Below are 19,334 nucleotides of genomic sequence, written 5' to 3'. Positions count from 1 at the left end.
GGTAGCGGACAAGGCGAAGGGGTAGTGACGCTCATGAAGGGGGAGCGGCAGGCCGGGCAGGGGTAGCGAGCACCCGCCATCAGCCGGCGATGAAACCGCCCATGAGACGGGCAATGGCGTAGACCGGACCGCCCACGGCCAGGATTGGCACGATCGCGCTGGCCACGGCGGCGCGACCACCGGGAACCCAACGGTGCGTCCACAGCACCCGGTTGCTCGCCGCCATGAGGATGCCAGCGACGAATCCGCACAGCAGGCACGCTCCCGCGGACTGGAGAGCCGCCGTGGTGCCCGTATGGGCTGGGCCAAAGAATCCGACGGCGGCCAGCACGCCTCCGGCGATCCCTGCCGCCAGGGCAGGCACCGTGACCGTGAGGGTCTCCAGGACCAGCGCGCGGACCTGGAGCGTGGTGAGGATGGCGCCCAGGAGCAGGGCCAGGCAGCACGGGACGATGACGGCGGGGTCCGCAACCCCGGGCTCCAAGGCGCACCACCCGGCTCCGCACACGACGACGAGGTTGCCGGTCACCGTGGCAGACAGGTCCTCCACGAGCCCGGGACGGCCGTCATGGCGCAGCATCTGGGCCACGAAGGCTGCCAGGATGCTCAGTCCCATCACGAGGCCGGCGCTGCCGAAGTCCTGGGTGAGGGCGACCGCTGCCACGGCGGCGATCCCGGTCAGCGCCACGACCACGGTGGCACGCCGGTGATGGCGTGAACGCACCAGCGCAGGCCAGCCCTGGGCGGTCAGCGGCACCAGGATCAGGACGATCACCAGGCGGACCCAGGTGGGTAGCGAGGCCGTGATCGCCAGCAGGATGGGAACCAGCCCGGCCATCGCCAGTCGGGTCCACGCAGGATCGGCCAGGCCGACCTGGGTCGGTACGCGACCGCCAGTGCGGGTCCCATAGGCCCGGTGACGACTGGCGGGCGGCGTCGGGGACTCGTGGCGAGGGTCGGGAGCAGGTGTACTCACAGTCGGCATCGTCGCATACCTGAAACGCCTGGTGTGGAACACTGGAGGGCGACACAGGACGAACCCGCCGTGGCGCGGGGAGGAGGTCGTCGATGCGCATCATCATGCTCACCCGCCACGAGCAGGCTGCCCAGGTGCTCCCCTCCGCCTCCTTCCTGGACTCCGAGGTCCTCTGCCTGTCCCCGGTTCCCTCCTCCTACGCCGCCGTCGAGGATGCCGACGTCGTCCTCGTCGATGCCACCGGGGACCTCACGCGAGCCCGGGCGCTGTGCCAGCTCCTGTCGGGTCCCATGGACTGTCCCCCGATCCTCCTGGTCCTCCAGGACGGCGGTGCCGCCGTGGTGCAGGCGGACTGGGGCGCGAGCGACTTTGTCCTCACCGGCGCGGCTCCAGCCGAGCTGTCGGCGCGGCTGCGGCTGCTGCGCACCCGTGAGCCGGCGCCACGTGCCGAGGAGGGTGGAGACCGCATTGAGGTCGGTGACCTCGTGATCGACGTCAACGCCTACACCGCCCGCCTGCGCGGCCAGATCATTGACCTGACCTACAAGGAGTTCGAGCTGCTGAAGTACCTGGCGGCCAACCAGGGACGAGTGCTCACCCGCGAGACCCTGCTCGACGAGGTCTGGGGCGAGGACTACATCGGCGGCTCGCGCACGGTCGACGTGCACGTGCGCCGCCTGCGCGCCAAGCTCGGCACCGAGCACGATCACCTCATTGGGACGGTGCGCAACGTCGGATACCGGCTGGACGCGCTGGTCGAGTAGACTAGGGCCGACGTCGGGCCGTGTGGGCCCCGGGCTCCAACTCAAGCCGCCGCGAGCGGCATTCGCGCCGACTGGCGCTCTACGGCCCGACGTCCTGATCTCTTGGCGGTGCCGCGGCGCAACAGCAACGTTCCCGCTGCTGGCCCTGGCCTTCCATGACAGCACCGGCCGCTTTCCCCATGGCCTCGCCTGGCGCCCCAGCCAGGAGGGTCAGCCCGTTTACCTCGATGAGCTAGTCTGTCGGCTCGCTGCGGGTTTCCGCCGCCGTTGACCAAAGGAGAACTGGTGCGTCTGCGTCCGCGCAACAATAATGCCGACCTCCTGGCCGCTCTCAGCGCCTTGGCAGACCGCCTGGTGGCCGGCTGCGACCTCGTAGGACGGATCGTCACCGCTGACTTCGCCTCACGGGCCCAGCTGCGTGACGAGCTCCACGCCGTCGAGCATGAGGCCGACGAGATCCACCACCGCTTCCTGCACCTGCTCTCTCACACCTTCGTCACCGCCATCGACCGTGATGACCTGCGCCGCATCGCCGGGCTGCTGGACGACTGCCTGGACGCTGTGGACCAGGCGGGCGATGCCATCGTGCTCTACCAGGCCGGCGCCTTGCCGCAGGCCTGCACCGAGCAGGTCGAGATCCTGCGGCGGGCCGCCGAGCTGACGGCTGGTGCCGTGCCCCGCCTGCGGGCGGCCTCATCGCTGCGTGAGTACTGGGTGCAGGTCAACTCTCTGGAGAACGCCGCGGACACTCTCTACCGCGCGACCATCGCCGAGCTGTTCGCCACCGAGCGTGACGCCATCCGCCTGGTCAAGGTCAAGGAGGTCGTCGAGCGCCTGGAGGAGGCTGCTGACGCCTTCGAGGCCCTGGCTGACGGCGTGGAGCTGCTGGCCATGCGCGAGGGCTGAGTCCCATGACGGGACTGACTGCGGTGCTCCTGGCGCTCGTGCTGGCCCTCGCCCTGGGCTTCGCCTTCACCAACGGCTTCCACGACGCCGCGAACTCGGTGTCTACCACCGTGATGACCCGGGCCGTGACCACGCGACGTGCGCTGGCCATGGCGGCGGCGCTCAACCTGCTCGGCGGGCTGCTTGGCACGCGGGTCGCCGTGGCCATCGGCTCAGGGGTGCTCTCGCGTGAGGACGTCGTGGCCGCCTCGGGGGCGGGCACCGCAGGGGTGGGGCTCGCCGTCGTCGCCGGTGCGCTGATGGGAGCAGTGACCTGGAACCTGGCGACCTGGTGGGCGGGGTTACCGTCCTCCTCCTCTCACGCCCTCATCGGCGCGCTGGCGGGCGCGGGCCTGGCCGGAGGGATCACGGTCCACTGGGAGCTGCTGGCGGGCCTGGTGCTGGTGCCGATGCTCCTGTCCCCGCTCATCGGGGTCCTGGGGGCCTGGGGACTGACGCGCCTGATCCGCTGGCTGGCAGCCGCGCGCCCCTACGGGCGTACCACGCGCCAGTTCCGGCTGCTGGAGACGGTGGCGGCCGCGGCCACGGCATTGGGGCACGGCCTGCAGGACGCCCAGAAGACGATGGGCGTCATGGTGCTGGCGCTGGCGGCCGGCGGAGTCCTGGGGCAGCCTGGTACGGCGCAGGAGCTGGCAGGCCTGGAGGCCGGGACCGTTCCTGTGTGGGTGCGCCTGACGGCCGCGCTCGCGCTGGCCGCGGGCACAGCGGCGGGAGGCCTGCGCATCATCCGGACCCTGGGCTCTGGGATCGCCGAGGTTGACCCGGCCCAGGGCTTTGCGGCCCAGTCCGTGTCCGCCGTCGTCCTCTACGCCACGGCACTGACCTCCGGAGCGCCGGTGTCCACCACCTACACGGTGGCCTCCTCGATCACCGGGGCGGCGCTGGTGCGCGGCCGACGGCGGGTGAACTGGGGGACCGTGGGGCGCATCGCGATGGCCTGGCTCGTGACCTTGCCTGCCGCGGCGTTGCTGGGAGGCGTGGCGACCACGCTGCTGGTAGGACTGGCGCGGCTGGCTGGCTGAACCAGCCAGGAGCGAAGCGCGGTGTTTTTGTCCCAGGGGCCACGTACCCTGCGGCTATGGCGTTTACCTTTCCTGAAGACCTGGCTCCCGAGCTCTACCCCTTGGCCTGGCTCGTGGGCACCTGGCGCGGCTACGGCATCCTGACCTACGGCGAGACCGTGCCGGAGCAGGCGGTGTACCAGGAGATGACCTTCGACCACGACGGCGGCCCCTACCTGCGTCAGACCACCACCATCTGGACGCTGGACGCCACGCGGTCCCAGAACCTTGACTTCGAGACCCCGGGCCTGGAGGGCGCGCAGAAGATCACCCCGGCCCAGATCTGGTCCACGGAGACCACCTACTGGCGGCCCGTCGGCCAGGAGCAGCCTGACGCTGACGATGCCGACACCAAGACCCCCATCACCAGCCTGGAGCTGGTCTCCACGGACCCGGCAGGGCACGTGGGCGTGTGGGAGGGATGGATCCAGGGGCCTCGAGCCCAGGTGGGGACCCAGGCGGTGGGCCGCACCCGCACCGCTGCTGAGGTCACCCAGATGTCCCGCATGTTCGGGCTCGTGGGCGGGGACCTCATGTGGACCCAGGACATGGCTGCCTTCGGCCGCGAGGAGATGACCTCCTACGCCTCCGGGCGCCTGGGGCGGGTGGATGCGCCGGAGGAACCCTCCCAGGACGGCGTGGTCCGCGTTGATGACGCTGCGGCATCGACGCCGGTGGCTGAGCCTGGCACCGAGAGCCGCTGATGCGCCGCTCACCTCTGCTGGACCTGGACGGGGCCGTGGGAATCGATTCCCCTGACCCTGCTGGGGAGCCGGATCTCCTGGTCCCCGCCCACTTTGGCAACCCTCTGCGCGAGCAGGCGCTCCTGGCTGAGGGACGGGCCGTGGTGGCACTGGCCAGGGACGTCGTCGCCGTCAGCGGGCCGGATCGGCTCAGCTGGCTGACCACCCTGTCCAGCCAGGTCCTCACCGGGCTGGCCCCCGGCGACGGCGGAGCCGAGGCCCTGCTCCTGGATGCGCAGGGGCACATTACTCACGCCCTGGCGGCGGTGGATGACGGCGAGACCCTCTTCCTGGTCACGCAGGCTGGAGACGGACCGGTGCTCGCGGACTTCCTGGACTCGATGCGCTTCATGTTGGCGGTGCAGGTGTGCGAGCGTGAGGAGCTGGCGGTGCTCGGTGCCCACGCCAGTGGTCTGGCGGCGCTGGAGACCGCGGCTGAGCAGGCCGGGGCCGGGATCGCCACCTGGCATGACCCCTGGCCCGGCGTGGTCCCCGGCGGCACAAGCTACGACGTCGGCCTGGGCAGCCAGGACCACCCCTACCGCCATCCCGGTGAGCTCTACCGAGCTGGCTACGTCATCGTGGCGGCGGACCAGGTTCGCGCGCTGGTGACGGGTCTGGCTGAGCAGGGCCTGCGGCCAGCCGGTGTCCTGGCGTGGGAAGCGCTGCGTGTGGAGGCGGGGCGCCCACGGTGGGCCCGTGAGGTGGATGCCCGCGCCATCCCTCACGAGCTGGACTGGCTGCGTACGGCGGTGCATCTGACCAAGGGGTGCTTCCCTGGCCAGGAGACCATTGCGCGCACGCTCAACCTGGGCCGTCCGCCGCGCCGGCTGACGATCCTCCAGCTCGACGGGCTGTCCGGTGAGCTGCCGAGCCCGGGGGACCGGGTACTCATGGGTGAGCGTGCGGTCGGGGCGGTCACCAGCGTCGTGCGCCACCACGACTACGGGCCGATGGCCCTGGCACTGCTGCGCCGGGCCGTACCGGTTGAGGCTGCGTTGACGGTTGAGGTCACTCAGCCCGTCTGCCAGGAGGCGACGAGTGAGGCCGGGTCCGCTCTGGGCGGCGGTGAGGAACCAGGGGACGGTGGCCGCGTCGTCGTCGGCCGTGTTGACGCCGCGCAGGAGCTGCTGGTGGGTCCGCAGGGCAAGGCGCAGGCCAGTCCTGCTGAGCGGCCGGGAGCCGGGCTGCGCACGTCGCTGCTGCGCCGGCCAGGCTCGGATCGATAGGCTGATGACGTGAGCGTTCTCTATCTCGTTGCCCACTACACCCAGTACGCCGTGCTGATGGCCTGGCGGTTGTTCCAGTTCGCCGGGCTGGCACTCGGGCTGTGGGCGCTGGTGGATACCCTCATGCAGCGCCCCGAGCACTTCGTCGCCGCGGGCAAGCGCACCAAGGGCTTCTGGATCGGTGTCAACGCCGCAGGTCTGGCCGTCGTCGCCCTCATGGGATCGGCCTCGATGCTGGGGCTGCTTGGTTTCGTGGCCAACGCCGTCTACCTCACGGACGTGCGCCCGGCGCTCAACCTCTACAAGCCGGTGCGGGTGCGTTCTCAGATCCGGCGTCCTGAGGGTCGAGACGGCCAGGACCCCAACCGCTGGAGGCGCTGATGCGGGCGGTTCTTCAGCGGGTCAACCGCGCGGCGGTGCGGGTCGACGGCGAGGTCGTCGGGGAGATCACCCGGCCCGGACTCATGGTGCTCGTCGGTGCCACGCACGACGACGGTCCCGAGCAGGTGGCCACGGTGGCCCGCAAGATCGCCGAGCTGCGGCTGTTCGACGGCGCGGCGAGCGAGGGTGAGCGCGGTAGTGAGGTCTCAGTGTCGGACCTGGGGGCACCGGTCCTCGTGGTCTCCCAGTTCACCCTGTACGCGGACGTACGCAAGGGGCGGCGTCCGTCCTGGAACCAGGCGGCGCCGGGTGAGGTGGCTGAGCCGCTGGTGGACGCCGTCGTCGCGGACCTGCGCGCTCGCGGCCTGGAGGTGGCCACCGGCGCCTTCGGCGAGCACATGGTCATCGACATGGAGGCTGACGGTCCTGTGACCATCCTCGTGGAGGCGTGAGCGGGCGGGCCGGTGAGGACGCGCTTGGCTACCATCCGCGTCGCTCGTTCCTCGTGCCGCTCCCGCCAGACCCGCCACGCCTGCGCGCTCCACCCGCCCCGCATTCGGACGCCGCGGCTCAGTTTCCGCTGGCCAGTCTGACCTCCGCTGGCCAGTCTGACTTCCGCTGGCTCAATTCACGCAATTCCGACCAGCGGTATTCCGACTGGCCAGCCAAACTCGCGAGTGGCCAGCCAAACTCGCGAGTGGCCAGCCAAACTCGCGACTGGCCAGCGGAGAAACCGATCGGCAGGCCAGACTGTCCGGCCGGGGTCAACCGAACGGTGGACACGGGTCAGCCGACCTGCCGCTACCGGCGCTGCCTGTGAGCCATGACACTGGAGTCATGGATGAGAGCACTGTCATCGAGGTCCGCGGCCTGACGAAGTCCTACGGCGGCACACCCGTGCTCCGCGGGCTTGATCTGACCGTGCGCGCCGGAACCATCTTCGCCCTGCTCGGCCCCAACGGCGCGGGCAAGACCACCGCCGTCGAGATCCTCCAGGGCCTGCGGCGCGCCGACGGCGGGACGATCCGCGTGCTCGGCGAGGACCCGGAGCGCTCCTTGCGCGAGTGGCGCGCGCGCATCGGCGTCGTCTCCCAGAGCTCCGCGGACCTCGGCGACCTCACCGTCCGCGAGGCGGTGGCCGGCGCTGCGAGCTTCTTCGAGGACCCGATGCCGATTGAGGACGCCCTCGATCATGTCGACCTCGGCGGCGAGGCCTCGCGCCGCGTGGGCAAGCTGTCCGGCGGCCAGCGGCGCCGCCTCGACATCGCCATGGCGATCGTGGGACGCCCCGAGCTCCTCTTCCTCGACGAGCCCACAACCGGCCTCGACCCGGAGGTGCGGCGCCGCCTGTGGAGCATGATCCGCGGACTGTCCGACGGCGGCACCGCGATCGTCCTCACCACCCACTACCTCGACGAGGTCGTCCAGCTCGCCGACGAGGCGGCCATCATCCTCGGCGGCCGTATCGCCCAGCACGGCGCGATCGACGAACTCACCCATCCGCGCGATGGCAAGACCACCGTGGCGTGGCTCGAGGATGGTCGCCGTCGCGAGGAGGAGAGCTCGACACCGACGGCGGTCGTGCGCCGTCTGCTGGCCCGTCTGGCCCCGGACGGTGGCGAGGTGCCGGAGCTGACGCTGACCACGCCCACGCTCGAGGAGCGCTACCTCGCCCTGGTCGCCGCGCACGAGGCGGGCGAATCGATCGAGCCGGCTGCGCCGTCGTCGGGACCGAGCCCCCTTGCAGGTGGGACGACGGCGCAGCGGTCCGCCCCGTCGTCATCGCGACGCTCCCGGGGCTCCCGTCCGGGCCGGGACTGGTCGGCCATCGGATGGCTGACCCGGTCGAGCCTGGTGTCCTTCGTGCGCGAGCCGGTCGGCTTCGTCATGCAGTTCCTCTACCCTGCCTTCATCCTGGTGATCTTCAACGCCGTCTTCCCCGGCAAGGTCTTCGAGGACATGACCTACGCGACCTACCTCCTGCCCGCCATGGTCACCACCGGAATCCTCACCACGTGCCTGCAGAACCTCGCCGTGTGCGTGGCGGGGGAGCGGGAGACGGGATTCCTCAAGCGCCTGGCGGTTCTGCCCGGGCCGGCGACGGCGCACGTGCTGGGCAAGATCCTGTCCAACCTCGTGCTCGCCAGCACCAACGTGGTGCTCCTGCTGTGCCTCGGGCACTTCGCCTTCGACATCGACCTGCCCAGCGGCGCAGGGTCGTGGGGGCTGCTCCTGCTCACGATCGTGCTCATGACCGCGACCTCGACGGCGCTGGGCATGGCGATCGGGCGGGTGCGGCCGAGCGCGCGGGCGGCCTCGGCGCTGGTGACCCCGATCGTGCTGGTCGTGCAGTTCACCTCCGGCATCTTCTTCCCGCTCGCGCAGCTGCCGGACTGGATGGTCGGCACCTTCTCGATCCTGCCGGTGCGCTGGTCGGCCGAGCTCATGCGCCAGGCCATGCTCCCCGACTCCTTCCAGGTGATGGAGCCGACCGGGAGCTGGGAGACGGCGAAGGGACTTGCCATCGTCGTCGCCTGGTTGATCGGCGGCATCGTGGCGGCGGTCGTGGTGGCCCGGCGCGATCGGGTCGACCGCTGAGCGGTCAGCGTGCGGGTGGCCGAACTGAGCGGCGAGGCGGGTGAGAATATGACGGTGAGCACATCCCTTCCCCTCTGGCAGCCCGCGCCTCGACGTGCAGAGCGGTCGTGGGTATGGGCGGCGAAGCTCGGGGTGCTCGTCCTGGTGATCGCCGAGCTCGTCCTCCTGGCCTGGACCCCGATGGCCCAGTTCGGCTTCTTCCTCGTGTGCCCGCTGCTGTGGGTGGTGCACGACTCCATGCGCGGCGGCATGATCGCGACTCTGAGCTTCGCCGCTGCCGTCATCGTGGTCGCGCTGCTCACCTGGCCCGAGCCGTGGGATGCGGTGGTCATCGCCGTGATCACCTCGGGCTACTCGATGTTCATGGGCCTGTGGATCTGGCGCGAGTCCCAGGCGCGCGAAGCGGCGACGGCGGCCCTGGCGGCGAAGAACGACGCCCTCGACCGCTTGGCGCAGGCGCAGGAGGGGCTGGCCGCCGTCGAGCGCGAGGCCGGCCGCCAGGCGGAGCGCGAGCGCTGGTCCCGCGACGTCCACGACACGCTGGCGCAGGGCTTCGTCAGTGTCATCACCCTGTCCGAGGCGGCGCGCGCCGAGCTCGGCCCGCGGGCCCCGCAGCCGGTCCTGCGCCGCCTCGATGAACTCGAGCAGGTCGCGCGCGAGAACCTCGCCGAGGCTCGCGCGCTCGTGGAGGGCAGCGGTCCCAGCCGCCTGCGCTCGCACGGGCTCGAGGCGGCGCTTCAGCGCCTCGGTGCCGCGCAGGAGGCGCACGGCTGCAGCACGGAGATGACGCTGCGCCTGCCGCCCCACCTGACGCAAGCGATCCAAGTGGTCGTCCTGCGCACGGTCCAGGAATCGTTATCGAACGTGGCGCGCCACGCCCGCGCCCGCACGGCCCGCGTGCTCGTCGAGCAGGAAGCGACGCCCGGCGGCGTCGAACTCGTCGTGCGCGTGAGCGACGACGGCGTCGGCATCGGCGGGCGCCCCGAGGGCGTGGGCCAGTCCGGCATGCGCTCGCGGGTGGAGGCCGTGGGCGGCAGCCTCACCATCGATCCGCTTCACGCCCCGGACGACGGCGGACGCACCGGCACCGTGGTGGAAGCGAGGATCCCGCTGTGACGGACTCTGCGGCTCGGACGACGGTGCGCCTCCTCGTGGTCGACGACCACCCCGTGGTGCGCTCGGGAATCATCGGCATGCTCTCGCGCGAGCCCGACCTCGAGGTCGTCGCGGAGGCGGGCGACGGCCAGGAGGCGGTCGTGATGGCGCAGCGCTGGCGGCCCGACGTCGTCCTCATGGATCTGCGGATGCCGGTCATGGACGGCGTGGAGGCCACACGGCTGATCACGGCGGAGGCCGATGCGCCCAAGGTCGTCGTGCTCACGACCTACGACACCGACTCCGACATCCTCCGGGCGGTCGAGGCCGGTGCGACCGGCTACCTCGTCAAGGACTCGCCCCGCGAGGACATCGCGGGCGCCGTGCGCTCCGCGGTGCGCGGCTACAGCGCCATGAGCCCGGCGGTGACCACCCGCATACTCGCCGCGACCAGGAGAAGCGCGGCTGCGCCGTCGGACACCGCGCCGGCACTGTCCCCGCGGGAACGGGAGGTGCTCGCCGCGGTGGCGCGGGGGATGTCGAATGCGCAGATCGCGCGGGAGCTGCTCATCAGTGAGGCGACGGTCAAGACGCACCTGCTGCGGGTCAACAACAAGCTCGGCGTCGACTCGCGCACGGGCGCGGTCATGGAGGCGCTGCGCCAAGGGCTGATCGAGCTGGATTGACGACGACGGAGCTCGCCTCGCGTCGTCGGCGGAATCCTGCGGTGGTCGCCAGTGTTGAGTCGATGCGGCTCAACCTTGCTCACGCCCACTGCGAACAGTGGCATGAGCGGGGGACTCGCGCGGTTAGCCTTACCAGCACGTGCCAGCGCCAGGCCTCCCATCGTGTCGGCCTCCCGATCTCGGGCGACCGCCGCGCAGGAGGGCAGCCGGGCGCGACAGACCGACTTGCACGTGCCGAGGAGAAGAACCAGCGATGTTCGAACGCTTTACCGACCGCGCCCGCCGCGTCGTCGTCCTGGCCCAGGACGAGGCTCGGGCGCTCAACCACAACTACATCGGCACTGAGCACCTCCTTCTCGGCCTCATCCACGAGGGAGAGGGAGTGGCCGCCAAGGCGTTGGAGTCGATGGACATCTCCCTGGACGCGGTGCGCGGCCAGGTCGTCGAGATCATCGGCGAGGGCCAGGCCGCCCCCAGCGGGCACATCCCCTTCACTCCGCGCGCGAAGAAGGTTCTGGAGCTCTCGCTGCGAGAGGCCCTGCAGCTGGGCCACAACTACATCGGCACCGAGCACATCCTCCTCGGCCTCCTGCGTGAGGGTGAGGGCGTGGCCGCCCAGGTGCTGACCAAGCTCGGGGCGGACCTGTCCACGGTGCGCCAGACCGTCATGCAGATGCTCTCCGGCTACGAGGGCAAGGAGGCGGTCACCGCCGGCGGCCCCTCGGACAAGGGCACCCCCTCTGGCTCCGCCATCCTTGACCAGTTCGGGCGCAACCTCACCGCCGCTGCCCGCGAGGGCAAGCTGGACCCGGTGATCGGGCGCCACAAGGAGATGGAGAGGGTCATGCAGATCCTCTCCCGGCGCACCAAGAACAACCCGGTCCTCATCGGTGAGCCCGGCGTGGGTAAGACCGCCGTCGTGGAGGGCCTGAGCCAGGCGATCGTCCACGGTGACGTGCCCGAGACCCTGCGCGACAAGCAGCTCTACTCCCTGGACATGGGCTCCCTCGTGGCTGGCTCGCGCTACCGCGGTGACTTCGAGGAGCGGCTGAAGAAGGTCCTCAAGGAGGTACGGACCCGCGGGGACATCATTCTGTTCATCGACGAGATCCACACCCTCGTGGGCGCCGGTGCCGCCGAGGGTGCGGTGGACGCCGCCTCCATCCTCAAGCCCATGCTGGCTCGTGGCGAGCTCCAGACCATTGGTGCCACCACCTTGGAGGAGTACCGCAAGATCGAGAAGGACGCCGCGCTCGAGCGCCGTTTCCAGCCGGTCACGGTGGACCAGCCCTCCATCGAGGAGACCATCGGGATCCTCAACGGCCTGCGTGACCGCTACGAGGCCTTCCACCGCGTGGTCATCACCGACGACGCCATTGAGGCCGCTGCCAAGCTCGCCGACCGTTACATCAACGACCGCTTCCTGCCGGACAAGGCCATCGACCTCATTGACGAGGCGGGCGCGCGCCTGCGCATCCGCCGCATGACTGCTCCGCCGGAGCTGCGCGCCATCGATGACAAGATCGCCGAGGTCAAGCGCGAGAAGGAAGCCGCGATCGACGACCAGGACTTCGAGCGCGCCGCCGCCCTACGTGATGATGAGCGCCGCCTGGCTGAGGAGCGCGAGACCAAGGAGGCCGCCTGGAAGTCCGGCGAGGTCGAGCAGGTTGCCGAGGTCAACGAGGAGCTGGTCGCCGAGGTGCTGGCCATGTCCACGGGTATCCCGGTGGTCAAGCTCACCGAGGCTGAGTCCGCCAAGCTGCTGGGCATGGAGGCCGAGCTCCACAAGCGCATCATCGGCCAGGACAAGGCCATCGAGGCCCTGTCCAAGTCGATCCGGCGTACCCGCGCCGGGCTCAAGGACCCCAAACGTCCTGGCGGCTCCTTCATCTTCGCCGGCCCGACCGGTGTGGGTAAGACCGAGCTGGCCAAGGCGCTGGCGGAGTTCCTCTTTGACGACGAGGACGCCCTCATCCAGCTCGACATGTCCGAGTTCGCTGAGAAGCACACGGTCTCGCGCCTCTTCGGTGCTCCTCCGGGCTACGTCGGCTACGACGAGGGCGGTCAGCTCACCGAGAAGGTGCGGCGTCGTCCCTTCAGCGTGGTCCTGTTCGACGAGGTCGAGAAGGCCCACCCGGACATCTTCAACTCGCTGCTGCAGATCCTGGAGGACGGTCACCTCACCGACGCCCAGGGCCGCGTGGTCGACTTCAAGAACACGGTCATCATCATGACCACCAACCTCGGCTCGAAGGACATCGGCAAGGCCGTGGCCACCGGCTTCCAGTCCACCGAGGGTGGGACCATGGAGTACGAGGAGATGAAGGCGCACGTCAACCGTGAGCTCAAGTCTCAGTTCCGCCCGGAGTTCTTGAACCGTGTGGACGACCTCATCGTCTTCCCGCAGTTGACCAAGGCTGAGGTCCGTCAGATCGTCGACCTCATGATTGCCCGCCTGGACAAGCGCCTGGTGGAGCAGGAGATGACGATCGAGCTGACCGACGCCGCCAAGGAGCTGCTGGCCGAGCGTGGCTTCGACCCGGTGCTTGGTGCCCGTCCGCTGCGTCGCGCCATCCAGCGCGACATTGAGGACGCCCTGAGCGAGAAGATCCTCTTTGGTGAGATCGAGCGGGGCCAGAAGGTCATCGTTGACGCGCAGGGCGAGGGCATCCTGGGTGAGTTCACCTTCCGCGGTGAGCCCTGGGACCCCAAGATCGGCTCCGACCCGCTGAGTGCCGAGATCGCCGCCGAGCAGGAGGCTGAGCGGACCGTTGGCAGCGTCGAGGGCTCGGTGGTCTCCGAGGCTGAGGCCACAACAGAGGCTCACAGCGCCTGACCGGCACGCGCTGGCTGGTGACATACGGACCGGGTGGTCTGGCACGCAGGTGCCAGGCCACCCGGTCCGTCGCAATGTGGGCGTCCTGGTGGGGCTGTGACCAGGGGTGGGCGACGGCGTCGGGCTGGTCGGGCCGAGGGTGGGCGACGGCGTCGGCGAGCCCACACAGGCGTGAACTGCCCCACCTGAGCGACCAGAGCCATGATGAAAATGTTATGATTAACGGCGATTCGGAGTTTTGTCTGATAAGTCGCGGCTCGGTGGCACCCGTTCCGGTTGTGCCCGGCCGTGCTGTCAGGCGGCCCCACTCCCCACGGTCCCGAGTCGGCCGAGCCTCATGGCTTGGCTGCGGCGGTTCGTTGGTTGAGGTGCTGGACCCTCCGAGGTGCCGCTAGCTGCGGCGCCGACTCGCAGCGGCCCTGACCCGAGGGGTCGCGTCAGGATCGGAAGCAGCGTGGACAAGACCACACCTTCGTCCGTCACGACGGGCACCCGTGCCGACCGGGCACGAAACAAGGCTGAGAAGAAGGCCGCCAGGAACCAGCACAAGAGCGAGGCTGCCGAGCGTAAGGCAGCGATTCGTGCCGAGCGCCGTCGCCTGCGCCAGCTGCGCCAGCGTCGGCGGCTACGGGTCGATGACGTCACGGTCGTCGAGGAGTCGGCACTGAAGAAGGCCGTCCTGGGCTCGGTCGTCGGCAACCTCATGGAGTGGTACGACGTCGGTGTCTACGGCTACGTCGCCGTGATCCTGGGAAAGGTCTTCCTCCCCGACGTCGACGGTCACATCCAGAACCTCTTCTCGCTCGGCGTCTTCGCAGTGACCTTCATCGCCCGCCCGCTGGGTGGCGTCATCCTCGGACAGCTCGGTGACCGCCTGGGGCGCAAAGAGGTCCTGGCGTACACCCTGCTCATGATGGCGGCAGCCACCTTCCTCATCGGCGTACTGCCGACCTACGCGGCTGCCGGTGTCATTGCCCCGATCCTGCTCATCGCCTTGAAGCTGGTCCAGGGCTTCTCCACCGGTGGTGAGTACGCCGGCGCCACGACCTTCATCACCGAGTACGCCCCTGACAAGAAGCGTGGTTTCTACGCCTCGCTGCTGGACTGGGGCTCCTACATGGGCTTCGCGGCCGGTGCGGCCGTGGTCTCGGTGCTGCAGCTGACGCTCAGCGAGGACTTCATGCAGTCCTGGGGCTGGCGCTTCCCCTTCATGGCCGCTTTGCCGCTGGGTCTGATCGCCCTGTACTTCCGGACGCATATCGAGGACACCCCGGCCTTCGTCGAGGCGCAGAGCGAGCAGGGCGAGGACTCGCAGGAGGACGAGGGTGCCTCCCCGCGCTCTGGTTCCGTGGGTGACATCGAGGCCGCGATCCAGGCTACCGACGAGGGCCCCAAGGGCCTCAAGGCGCTGATCGTGACCTACCGCCGTGAGCTTGCGACCGCCTTCGTGCTCGTGGCAGCGGCCAACACGGTGGCCTACGCGCTGACCTCTTACATGCCGACCTACCTGACGACGACGCTGCACTATGACGCCGTCCACGGCAACCTCCTCACCCTGCCGGTGCTGGTGCTGCTCGCCTTCTGCGTGCCGGTGGCCGGTTGGATCTCCGACCGCGTGGGCCGCCGCGCGATCCTGTTCACCGGGGCCGGCACCGCGGTGGTCCTGGCTGTCCCGGCCTTCATGCTCATGGCGCACGGAGCGATCTGGTCCACGCTACTGGGCCTGGCCATGCTGGCCCTGCCGGTGGCCCTGTACGTGGGTAACCAGGCCTCGTCCCTGCCGGCGCTGTTCCCCACCTCCTCGCGCTACGGCGCCATGGGGATCGCCTACAACGCGGCCGTGGCGATCTTCGGTGGTACGGCCGGCTTCATCATGGAGGCCCTCGTGACCGCGACCGGCAGCGCGCTGGCTCCCGCCTTCTGGGTGATCGCCACCTCGGTGGCAGGATTCATCGCCGTTACCCAGATGCCGGAGTCCGCCCGCCAGCCGCTGCCGGGCTCGATGCCCTCGGTGGCAAGCGAGGAGGAGGCTATCGAGCTGGTCGAGACCCAGGAGGACAACCCCGACCTGGACGTGGCTGAGATGTTCGCCCAGGCCCCGGTCCACCTGCTGGACCAGGAGCCCACGGCGGAGGAGGCTCGTGCCGAGGTCGAGGTGGCTCTGGCTGCCGAGCAGGAGGTCCGTGAGGAGCTCGCCCGGGCCCAGCGGGCGACGCAGGCTGCTCGCGAGGCGGTCGTCGCCGCTGAGCAGCGCGAGCGTGAGCAGGGCGAGGAACGGGACGACGCGGAGGACGAGGCGTGAGCCCGACGGAGCAGGAGACCGCGCGCAGGCGCGAGCGGGAGGCGGCCAGGCGCGCTGAGCGTCAGGCGGAGAAGGCCGAGCGTGCCGCGGCTCGCGCCGAGCGCAAGGCGGAGAGGATTCGGCGCGAGCAGCGCAGGCTCGCCTTCATGCGTCGTCGCCGCCGTCTGCGTGCCGACGACGTGACGGTGGTTGAGGAGTCGGCGCTGCGCAAGGCCATCCTCGGCTCGGTGGTCGGCAACATCATGGAGTGGTACGACGTCGGCGTCTACGCCTACGTCGCTGTCCTCGTGGGCCAGGCCTTCCTGCCCGCGGCCTCAGACACCACCCAGAACCTCTTCTCGCTCGGTGTCTTCGCCGTGACCTTCATCGCCCGTCCGCTGGGCGGCGTCATCCTCGGACAGCTCGGTGACCGCCTGGGGCGCAAGGAGGTCCTGGCCTTCACCCTGATGATGATGGCCGTGGCGACCTTTGGTATCGGTGTGCTGCCTCCGGCCTCGGTGCTGGGCGTCTGGGCGCCGATCCTGCTCATCGCCTTGAAGCTGGTCCAGGGCTTCTCCACCGGTGGTGAGTACGCCGGTGCCACGACCTTCGTCACTGAGTACGCCCCTGACAAGAAGCGTGGTTTCTACGCCTCGCTGCTGGACTGGGGCTCCTACATGGGTAACGCACTGGGTGCGGGCCTGGTCACCGTCCTCATGCTCACGCTGCCCGACGACGTCATGGCCACCTGGGGATGGCGCATCCCGTTCATGCTCGCCCTGCCGATGGGCGCGATCGCGCTGTACCTGCGCTCGCGCATCGAGGACACGCCGGCCTTCCGCGGCGCGCAGGCGGAGGACGACGAGGAGGAGCCCGCCGACCTGGCCGCCGTCGAGAGCGACATCATGAAGCCCGAGGGGCCGCTCGGCCTGCGCGACATGGTGCGCACTTACTGGCGCGAGCTCGCCACCGCGATCGTGCTGGTCGCCGGCGCCAACACGGTCGGCTACGCGCTGACCTCCTACATGCCCACCTATTTGACGACGACGCTCGGCTACGACGAGGTCCACGGGCCGCTGCTCACGCTGCCGGTGCTCGTGCTCGTCGCCTTCCTCGTGCCCGTGATCGGCTACTGGTCCGACCACGTTGGCCGCAAGCCGGTGCTCTTCTCGGCCGCCGTGAGCGCCGTCGTGCTCGTGGTGCCCGCGTTCATGCTCATGGAGCACGGCCAGATGTGGTCCACGCTGCTGGGTCTGCTCCTGCTGGCCTACCCGGTGGCCGCGTACGTCGGCAACCTGGCCGCCTCGCTGCCCGCGATCTTCCCGACCTCCTCGCGCTACGGCGGCATGGGCATCTCGTACAACTTCGCGGTCGCCGTGTTCGGCGGTACCGCAGCCTTCATCATGGAGGCCCTGGTGACCGCCACGGGTTCGGCCCTGGCGCCGGCCTTCTGGATCATGGCGACGTCGCTGGCCGCCTTCGCCGCGCTCTTCGCCCTGCCCGAGACGGCGCGCCGTCCGCTGCCCGGCTCGATGCCGGCCGTCGCCACCGAGGAGGAGGTGGCCGAGCTCGTGGAGACCCAGGAGGAGAACCCCGACCTGGATGTCGCCGAGCTCTTCGCCCAGGCGCCGGTGCACCTCGTCGACCAGCAGCCCACGGTTGCCGAGGCGCAGGCCGAGGTCGAGGTGGCATTGGCCGCTGAGGCGGAGGCGCGTGAGGCCGTCAAGCGCGCGGTGGTGGCGACCGCCGCAGCCCGGGCCGCCGTCGTCCAGGCCAAAGAGGCCGAGGCGCAGGCCGAAGCGGACGCCGACGCCGGGGCTGAGGCTGATGAGCCGAAGCCGGTGGAGGAGTCGGCCGCGGCGGGCGAGGACCTCGCGGAGGCCTGAGGCCGCCGTCCGGGACCGGCGCGAACCGGCCACGGCGCCCCGAAGGGCGGCTGTTGGTCGCACGGCGTTGAGGTCGACAGTTCTGAGTCGAGGCCACCAGATATCTGCGGATGATCTGGTGGCCTCGACTCGGAACTCTCGACCTCGCCTACTAGTCCGAAGTGATGGCCGCGTTGATCCTTTCGCGCATTCGTCGATACTCGTCGGCGTCGTAGTTGAAATGGTCGAAGGTGAGCGAGCCGTCCGGGTCGATGAGCTGCAGGACGGCGGCGCGACCGCGGAGGCTCTCCAGCAGAGCCATCGCCTTGAGATCATTCATCGCATTGGCGAGCACGCGGTACCGGATCGACTCAAGTGGAATACCGCCGTCGCCGGGGTAGACGATGAAGGAGTCTCCTCCTGGGAAGGCGCCGCCGGCGGTCGTGTCGTGGAACGGGTCGATGAGAGACGCGGAGAGCTCGGAGTAGTAGAAGTTGAAGCCCCAATGCAGGAAGCCGCGAACGTTCTCCTTGAAGATCTGGGGTGCCAGAATCCGATTGCGCACCGAAGGCAACGTGATGAATCGATTCGACACCTCCTGTTGCTGAGCGACGCAGTAATAGGTCCAGAGAGGATCGGCGCTGGCCTTCAGGAACGGTGAGATTGCGTTGTTAGCGACGACTGGGGTGCGCACGAGGCCTTCGGTGTAGAACTCGATGTCGGACAATGCGTCGACCACCCGCAGTCCGCGGAGCAGAGGCGCGACGATTGCTCGCGCCTTACGGTAACTGGCGCGCTGCTCATCCCCGTGGGGTTCGTCGGAAATGTGGAAGCAGACGCGGGTCAGGTTCCACTCCTCGGACAGCATCTCGACCAGGCAGGGGATCAGAGCACTGAGGAAGTCCTGGTATCGAGGGTCATCCGCGGGCACGTCCCAACCGAAGATGCGCCGCATCTGGCCATCGACCGTGGCGTAGATCGCGGGAGTCGCCGTTGCACCCCACTGGCTGAACAGATGCGCGATCTCGAGCGTGACGATTCCGTGGGAGCGGCACAACTCGATCCACCGCCGCAGGCGTGAGAATTCGAAGCTCCAGCGTCCGTCGGTCTTCGTGATATCAACCAGCTGCACCGGTGTGCGGTAGGAGCCGACAGCGGTGTCGAGCGGCGGTGTCCACACGGGTGTGAGCATCGTGTTGACGCCCAGGCGCTCCGCGGAGGCCATGAACCTCTCGATGATGCGCCAGTGCTCCTCCGAGAAGACCGGCACATCGTAGTAATCGGCGAGAGCATCGAGATGGAACCACTGGGTGTGCTCGATCGGCAGATCGGGCAGATGCCGCGGCAAGACATTGATGAGCACGGTCTGCTCGAATGCGACCTCGCCGCCGACGCTCGCAGTCACCGTGACGGGACGGGGCCCGGCCTCCGAGATCGCGTTCGTGCGCATCTCGACCCATACGGAATGCCAACCCGGGCTCGCCGCCTTCACTCGTCCGTGCTCAAGCGGACGCAGAAGATCGGGGTAACGACCGGTGTCGGTCTTGAGATAGTGGGCGTCGAACTTCTGGGATACCGCCTGACAGGGGACCGCGACGACCTCGCGCAAGACGCACGCGTTCGAGGAGGCCTCGTCAACGCAGACCTCGACGTCGGCGGGGCCGGCATCGTCAGGGACGTTGAAGGCGAGCTGGAAGTCGGCGGATTCGCCGAGGAACACGGAGAAGCCGATTGCGGCGTTCATCGGTCGAGGAGGCGCGTCGATGAACACCTTCTCGAGGGAATCGCAGACCATGAAGTTCCAAGAGGTGGCGGAAGGTGCCGGGGACACGGTGGATGCTCCTTGTGAAGAT

At 69.3% G+C, this 19,334-nt stretch carries 15 protein-coding genes; 13 read left to right on the top strand and 2 right to left on the bottom strand.

Annotated elements, in window-relative coordinates; genetic code table 11:
- Window positions 1–79: 79 nt before the first annotated feature.
- Window positions 80–976 (bottom strand): tellurium resistance protein TerC, encoded by an 897-nt coding sequence (locus CYJ26_RS06390; protein WP_231550231.1) that lies wholly within the window; start codon window positions 974–976, stop codon window positions 80–82.
- Between the two features lie 92 nt (window positions 977–1,068).
- Here CYJ26_RS06390 and CYJ26_RS06385 point away from each other — a divergent pair, with 92 nt between their 5' ends.
- The 13 genes from CYJ26_RS06385 (at window position 1,069) to CYJ26_RS06325 (ending at window position 17,502) form a co-directional block, all read left to right on the top strand.
- The gene (locus tag CYJ26_RS06385; RefSeq protein WP_006548243.1) at window positions 1,069–1,740 is read left to right on the top strand and encodes a winged helix-turn-helix transcriptional regulator; all 672 of its coding nucleotides are present in this window, start codon (window positions 1,069–1,071) and stop codon (window positions 1,738–1,740) included.
- A gap of 285 nt (window positions 1,741–2,025) precedes the next feature.
- Window positions 2,026–2,646: a DUF47 domain-containing protein gene (locus tag CYJ26_RS06380; RefSeq protein ID WP_065425893.1), complete on the top strand. Its 621-nt coding sequence runs from the start codon at window positions 2,026–2,028 to the stop codon at window positions 2,644–2,646.
- A 5-nt stretch (window positions 2,647–2,651) separates the two neighbouring features.
- Window positions 2,652–3,728 carry an inorganic phosphate transporter gene (locus CYJ26_RS06375; RefSeq protein ID WP_024036255.1) on the top strand — a complete coding sequence of 359 codons (1,077 nt, stop codon included), beginning with the start codon at window positions 2,652–2,654 and terminating at the stop codon, window positions 3,726–3,728.
- A 56-nt stretch (window positions 3,729–3,784) separates the two neighbouring features.
- Window positions 3,785–4,471, top strand: a complete 687-nt coding sequence (locus tag CYJ26_RS06370; protein WP_006548246.1) for a heme-binding beta-barrel domain-containing protein — start codon at window positions 3,785–3,787, stop codon at window positions 4,469–4,471.
- Window positions 4,471–5,739 carry a CAF17-like 4Fe-4S cluster assembly/insertion protein YgfZ gene (ygfZ, locus tag CYJ26_RS06365; protein WP_024036254.1) on the top strand — a complete coding sequence of 423 codons (1,269 nt, stop codon included), beginning with the start codon at window positions 4,471–4,473 and terminating at the stop codon, window positions 5,737–5,739. Before CYJ26_RS06370 ends, ygfZ begins: the two co-directional genes overlap by 1 nt.
- A gap of 9 nt (window positions 5,740–5,748) precedes the next feature.
- Complete coding sequence (locus tag CYJ26_RS06360) at window positions 5,749–6,120, top strand: DUF2516 family protein (RefSeq protein WP_024036253.1); 372 nt, start codon at window positions 5,749–5,751, stop codon at window positions 6,118–6,120.
- A complete protein-coding gene (gene dtd / locus CYJ26_RS06355; RefSeq protein WP_006548249.1) occupies window positions 6,120–6,572 on the top strand; it encodes a D-aminoacyl-tRNA deacylase in 453 nt (150 codons plus the stop codon). Before CYJ26_RS06360 ends, dtd begins: the two co-directional genes overlap by 1 nt.
- 385 nt (window positions 6,573–6,957) lie before the next feature.
- Entirely contained in the window at window positions 6,958–8,718 is a 1,761-nt protein-coding gene (locus CYJ26_RS11045) for an ABC transporter ATP-binding protein/permease (RefSeq protein WP_101638148.1), read from the top strand.
- 54 nt (window positions 8,719–8,772) lie between these two features.
- Window positions 8,773–9,834: a sensor histidine kinase gene (locus CYJ26_RS06345; protein WP_145990771.1), complete on the top strand. Its 1,062-nt coding sequence runs from the start codon at window positions 8,773–8,775 to the stop codon at window positions 9,832–9,834.
- Window positions 9,831–10,499, top strand: a complete 669-nt coding sequence (locus CYJ26_RS06340; RefSeq protein ID WP_006548253.1) for a response regulator — start codon at window positions 9,831–9,833, stop codon at window positions 10,497–10,499. The genes CYJ26_RS06345 and CYJ26_RS06340 overlap by 4 nt, the downstream gene beginning before the upstream one ends.
- Before the next feature lie 253 nt (window positions 10,500–10,752).
- Window positions 10,753–13,335, top strand: a complete 2,583-nt coding sequence (locus CYJ26_RS06335; protein WP_006548254.1) for an ATP-dependent Clp protease ATP-binding subunit — start codon at window positions 10,753–10,755, stop codon at window positions 13,333–13,335.
- Window positions 13,336–13,789: 454 nt separating this feature from the next.
- The gene (locus CYJ26_RS06330; protein WP_006548255.1) at window positions 13,790–15,637 is read left to right on the top strand and encodes an MFS transporter; all 1,848 of its coding nucleotides are present in this window, start codon (window positions 13,790–13,792) and stop codon (window positions 15,635–15,637) included.
- The gene (locus CYJ26_RS06325; RefSeq protein WP_101638146.1) at window positions 15,634–17,502 is read left to right on the top strand and encodes an MFS transporter; all 1,869 of its coding nucleotides are present in this window, start codon (window positions 15,634–15,636) and stop codon (window positions 17,500–17,502) included. The genes CYJ26_RS06330 and CYJ26_RS06325 overlap by 4 nt, the downstream gene beginning before the upstream one ends.
- Window positions 17,503–17,653: 151 nt before the next feature.
- On the opposite strand, the gene CYJ26_RS06320 is transcribed toward CYJ26_RS06325, so the two are convergent.
- Window positions 17,654–19,312 (bottom strand): DUF4091 domain-containing protein, encoded by a 1,659-nt coding sequence (locus tag CYJ26_RS06320; RefSeq protein WP_081944961.1) that lies wholly within the window; start codon window positions 19,310–19,312, stop codon window positions 17,654–17,656.
- Between the last annotated feature and the right edge of the window lie 22 nt (window positions 19,313–19,334).

Source organism: Actinomyces urogenitalis (genome assembly GCF_002861525.1).
GTDB lineage: Bacteria > Actinomycetota > Actinomycetes > Actinomycetales > Actinomycetaceae > Actinomyces > Actinomyces urogenitalis.
This window is presented reverse-complemented; position numbering and strand designations above follow the sequence as displayed.

What these genes read in the sequence shown, in the direction of transcription:
- CYJ26_RS11045 (WP_101638148.1), top strand. Translation starts at nt 6,958, where the DNA reads ATGGATGAGAGCACTGTCATCGAGGTCCGCGGCCTGACGAAGTCCTAC.
- dtd (WP_006548249.1), top strand. Translation starts at nt 6,120, where the DNA reads ATGCGGGCGGTTCTTCAGCGGGTCAACCGCGCGGCGGTGCGGGTCGAC.
- CYJ26_RS06335 (WP_006548254.1), top strand. Translation starts at nt 10,753, where the DNA reads ATGTTCGAACGCTTTACCGACCGCGCCCGCCGCGTCGTCGTCCTGGCC.
- CYJ26_RS06385 (WP_006548243.1), top strand. Translation starts at nt 1,069, where the DNA reads ATGCGCATCATCATGCTCACCCGCCACGAGCAGGCTGCCCAGGTGCTC.
- ygfZ (WP_024036254.1), top strand. Translation starts at nt 4,471, where the DNA reads ATGCGCCGCTCACCTCTGCTGGACCTGGACGGGGCCGTGGGAATCGAT.
- CYJ26_RS06370 (WP_006548246.1), top strand. Translation starts at nt 3,785, where the DNA reads ATGGCGTTTACCTTTCCTGAAGACCTGGCTCCCGAGCTCTACCCCTTG.
- CYJ26_RS06375 (WP_024036255.1), top strand. Translation starts at nt 2,652, where the DNA reads ATGACGGGACTGACTGCGGTGCTCCTGGCGCTCGTGCTGGCCCTCGCC.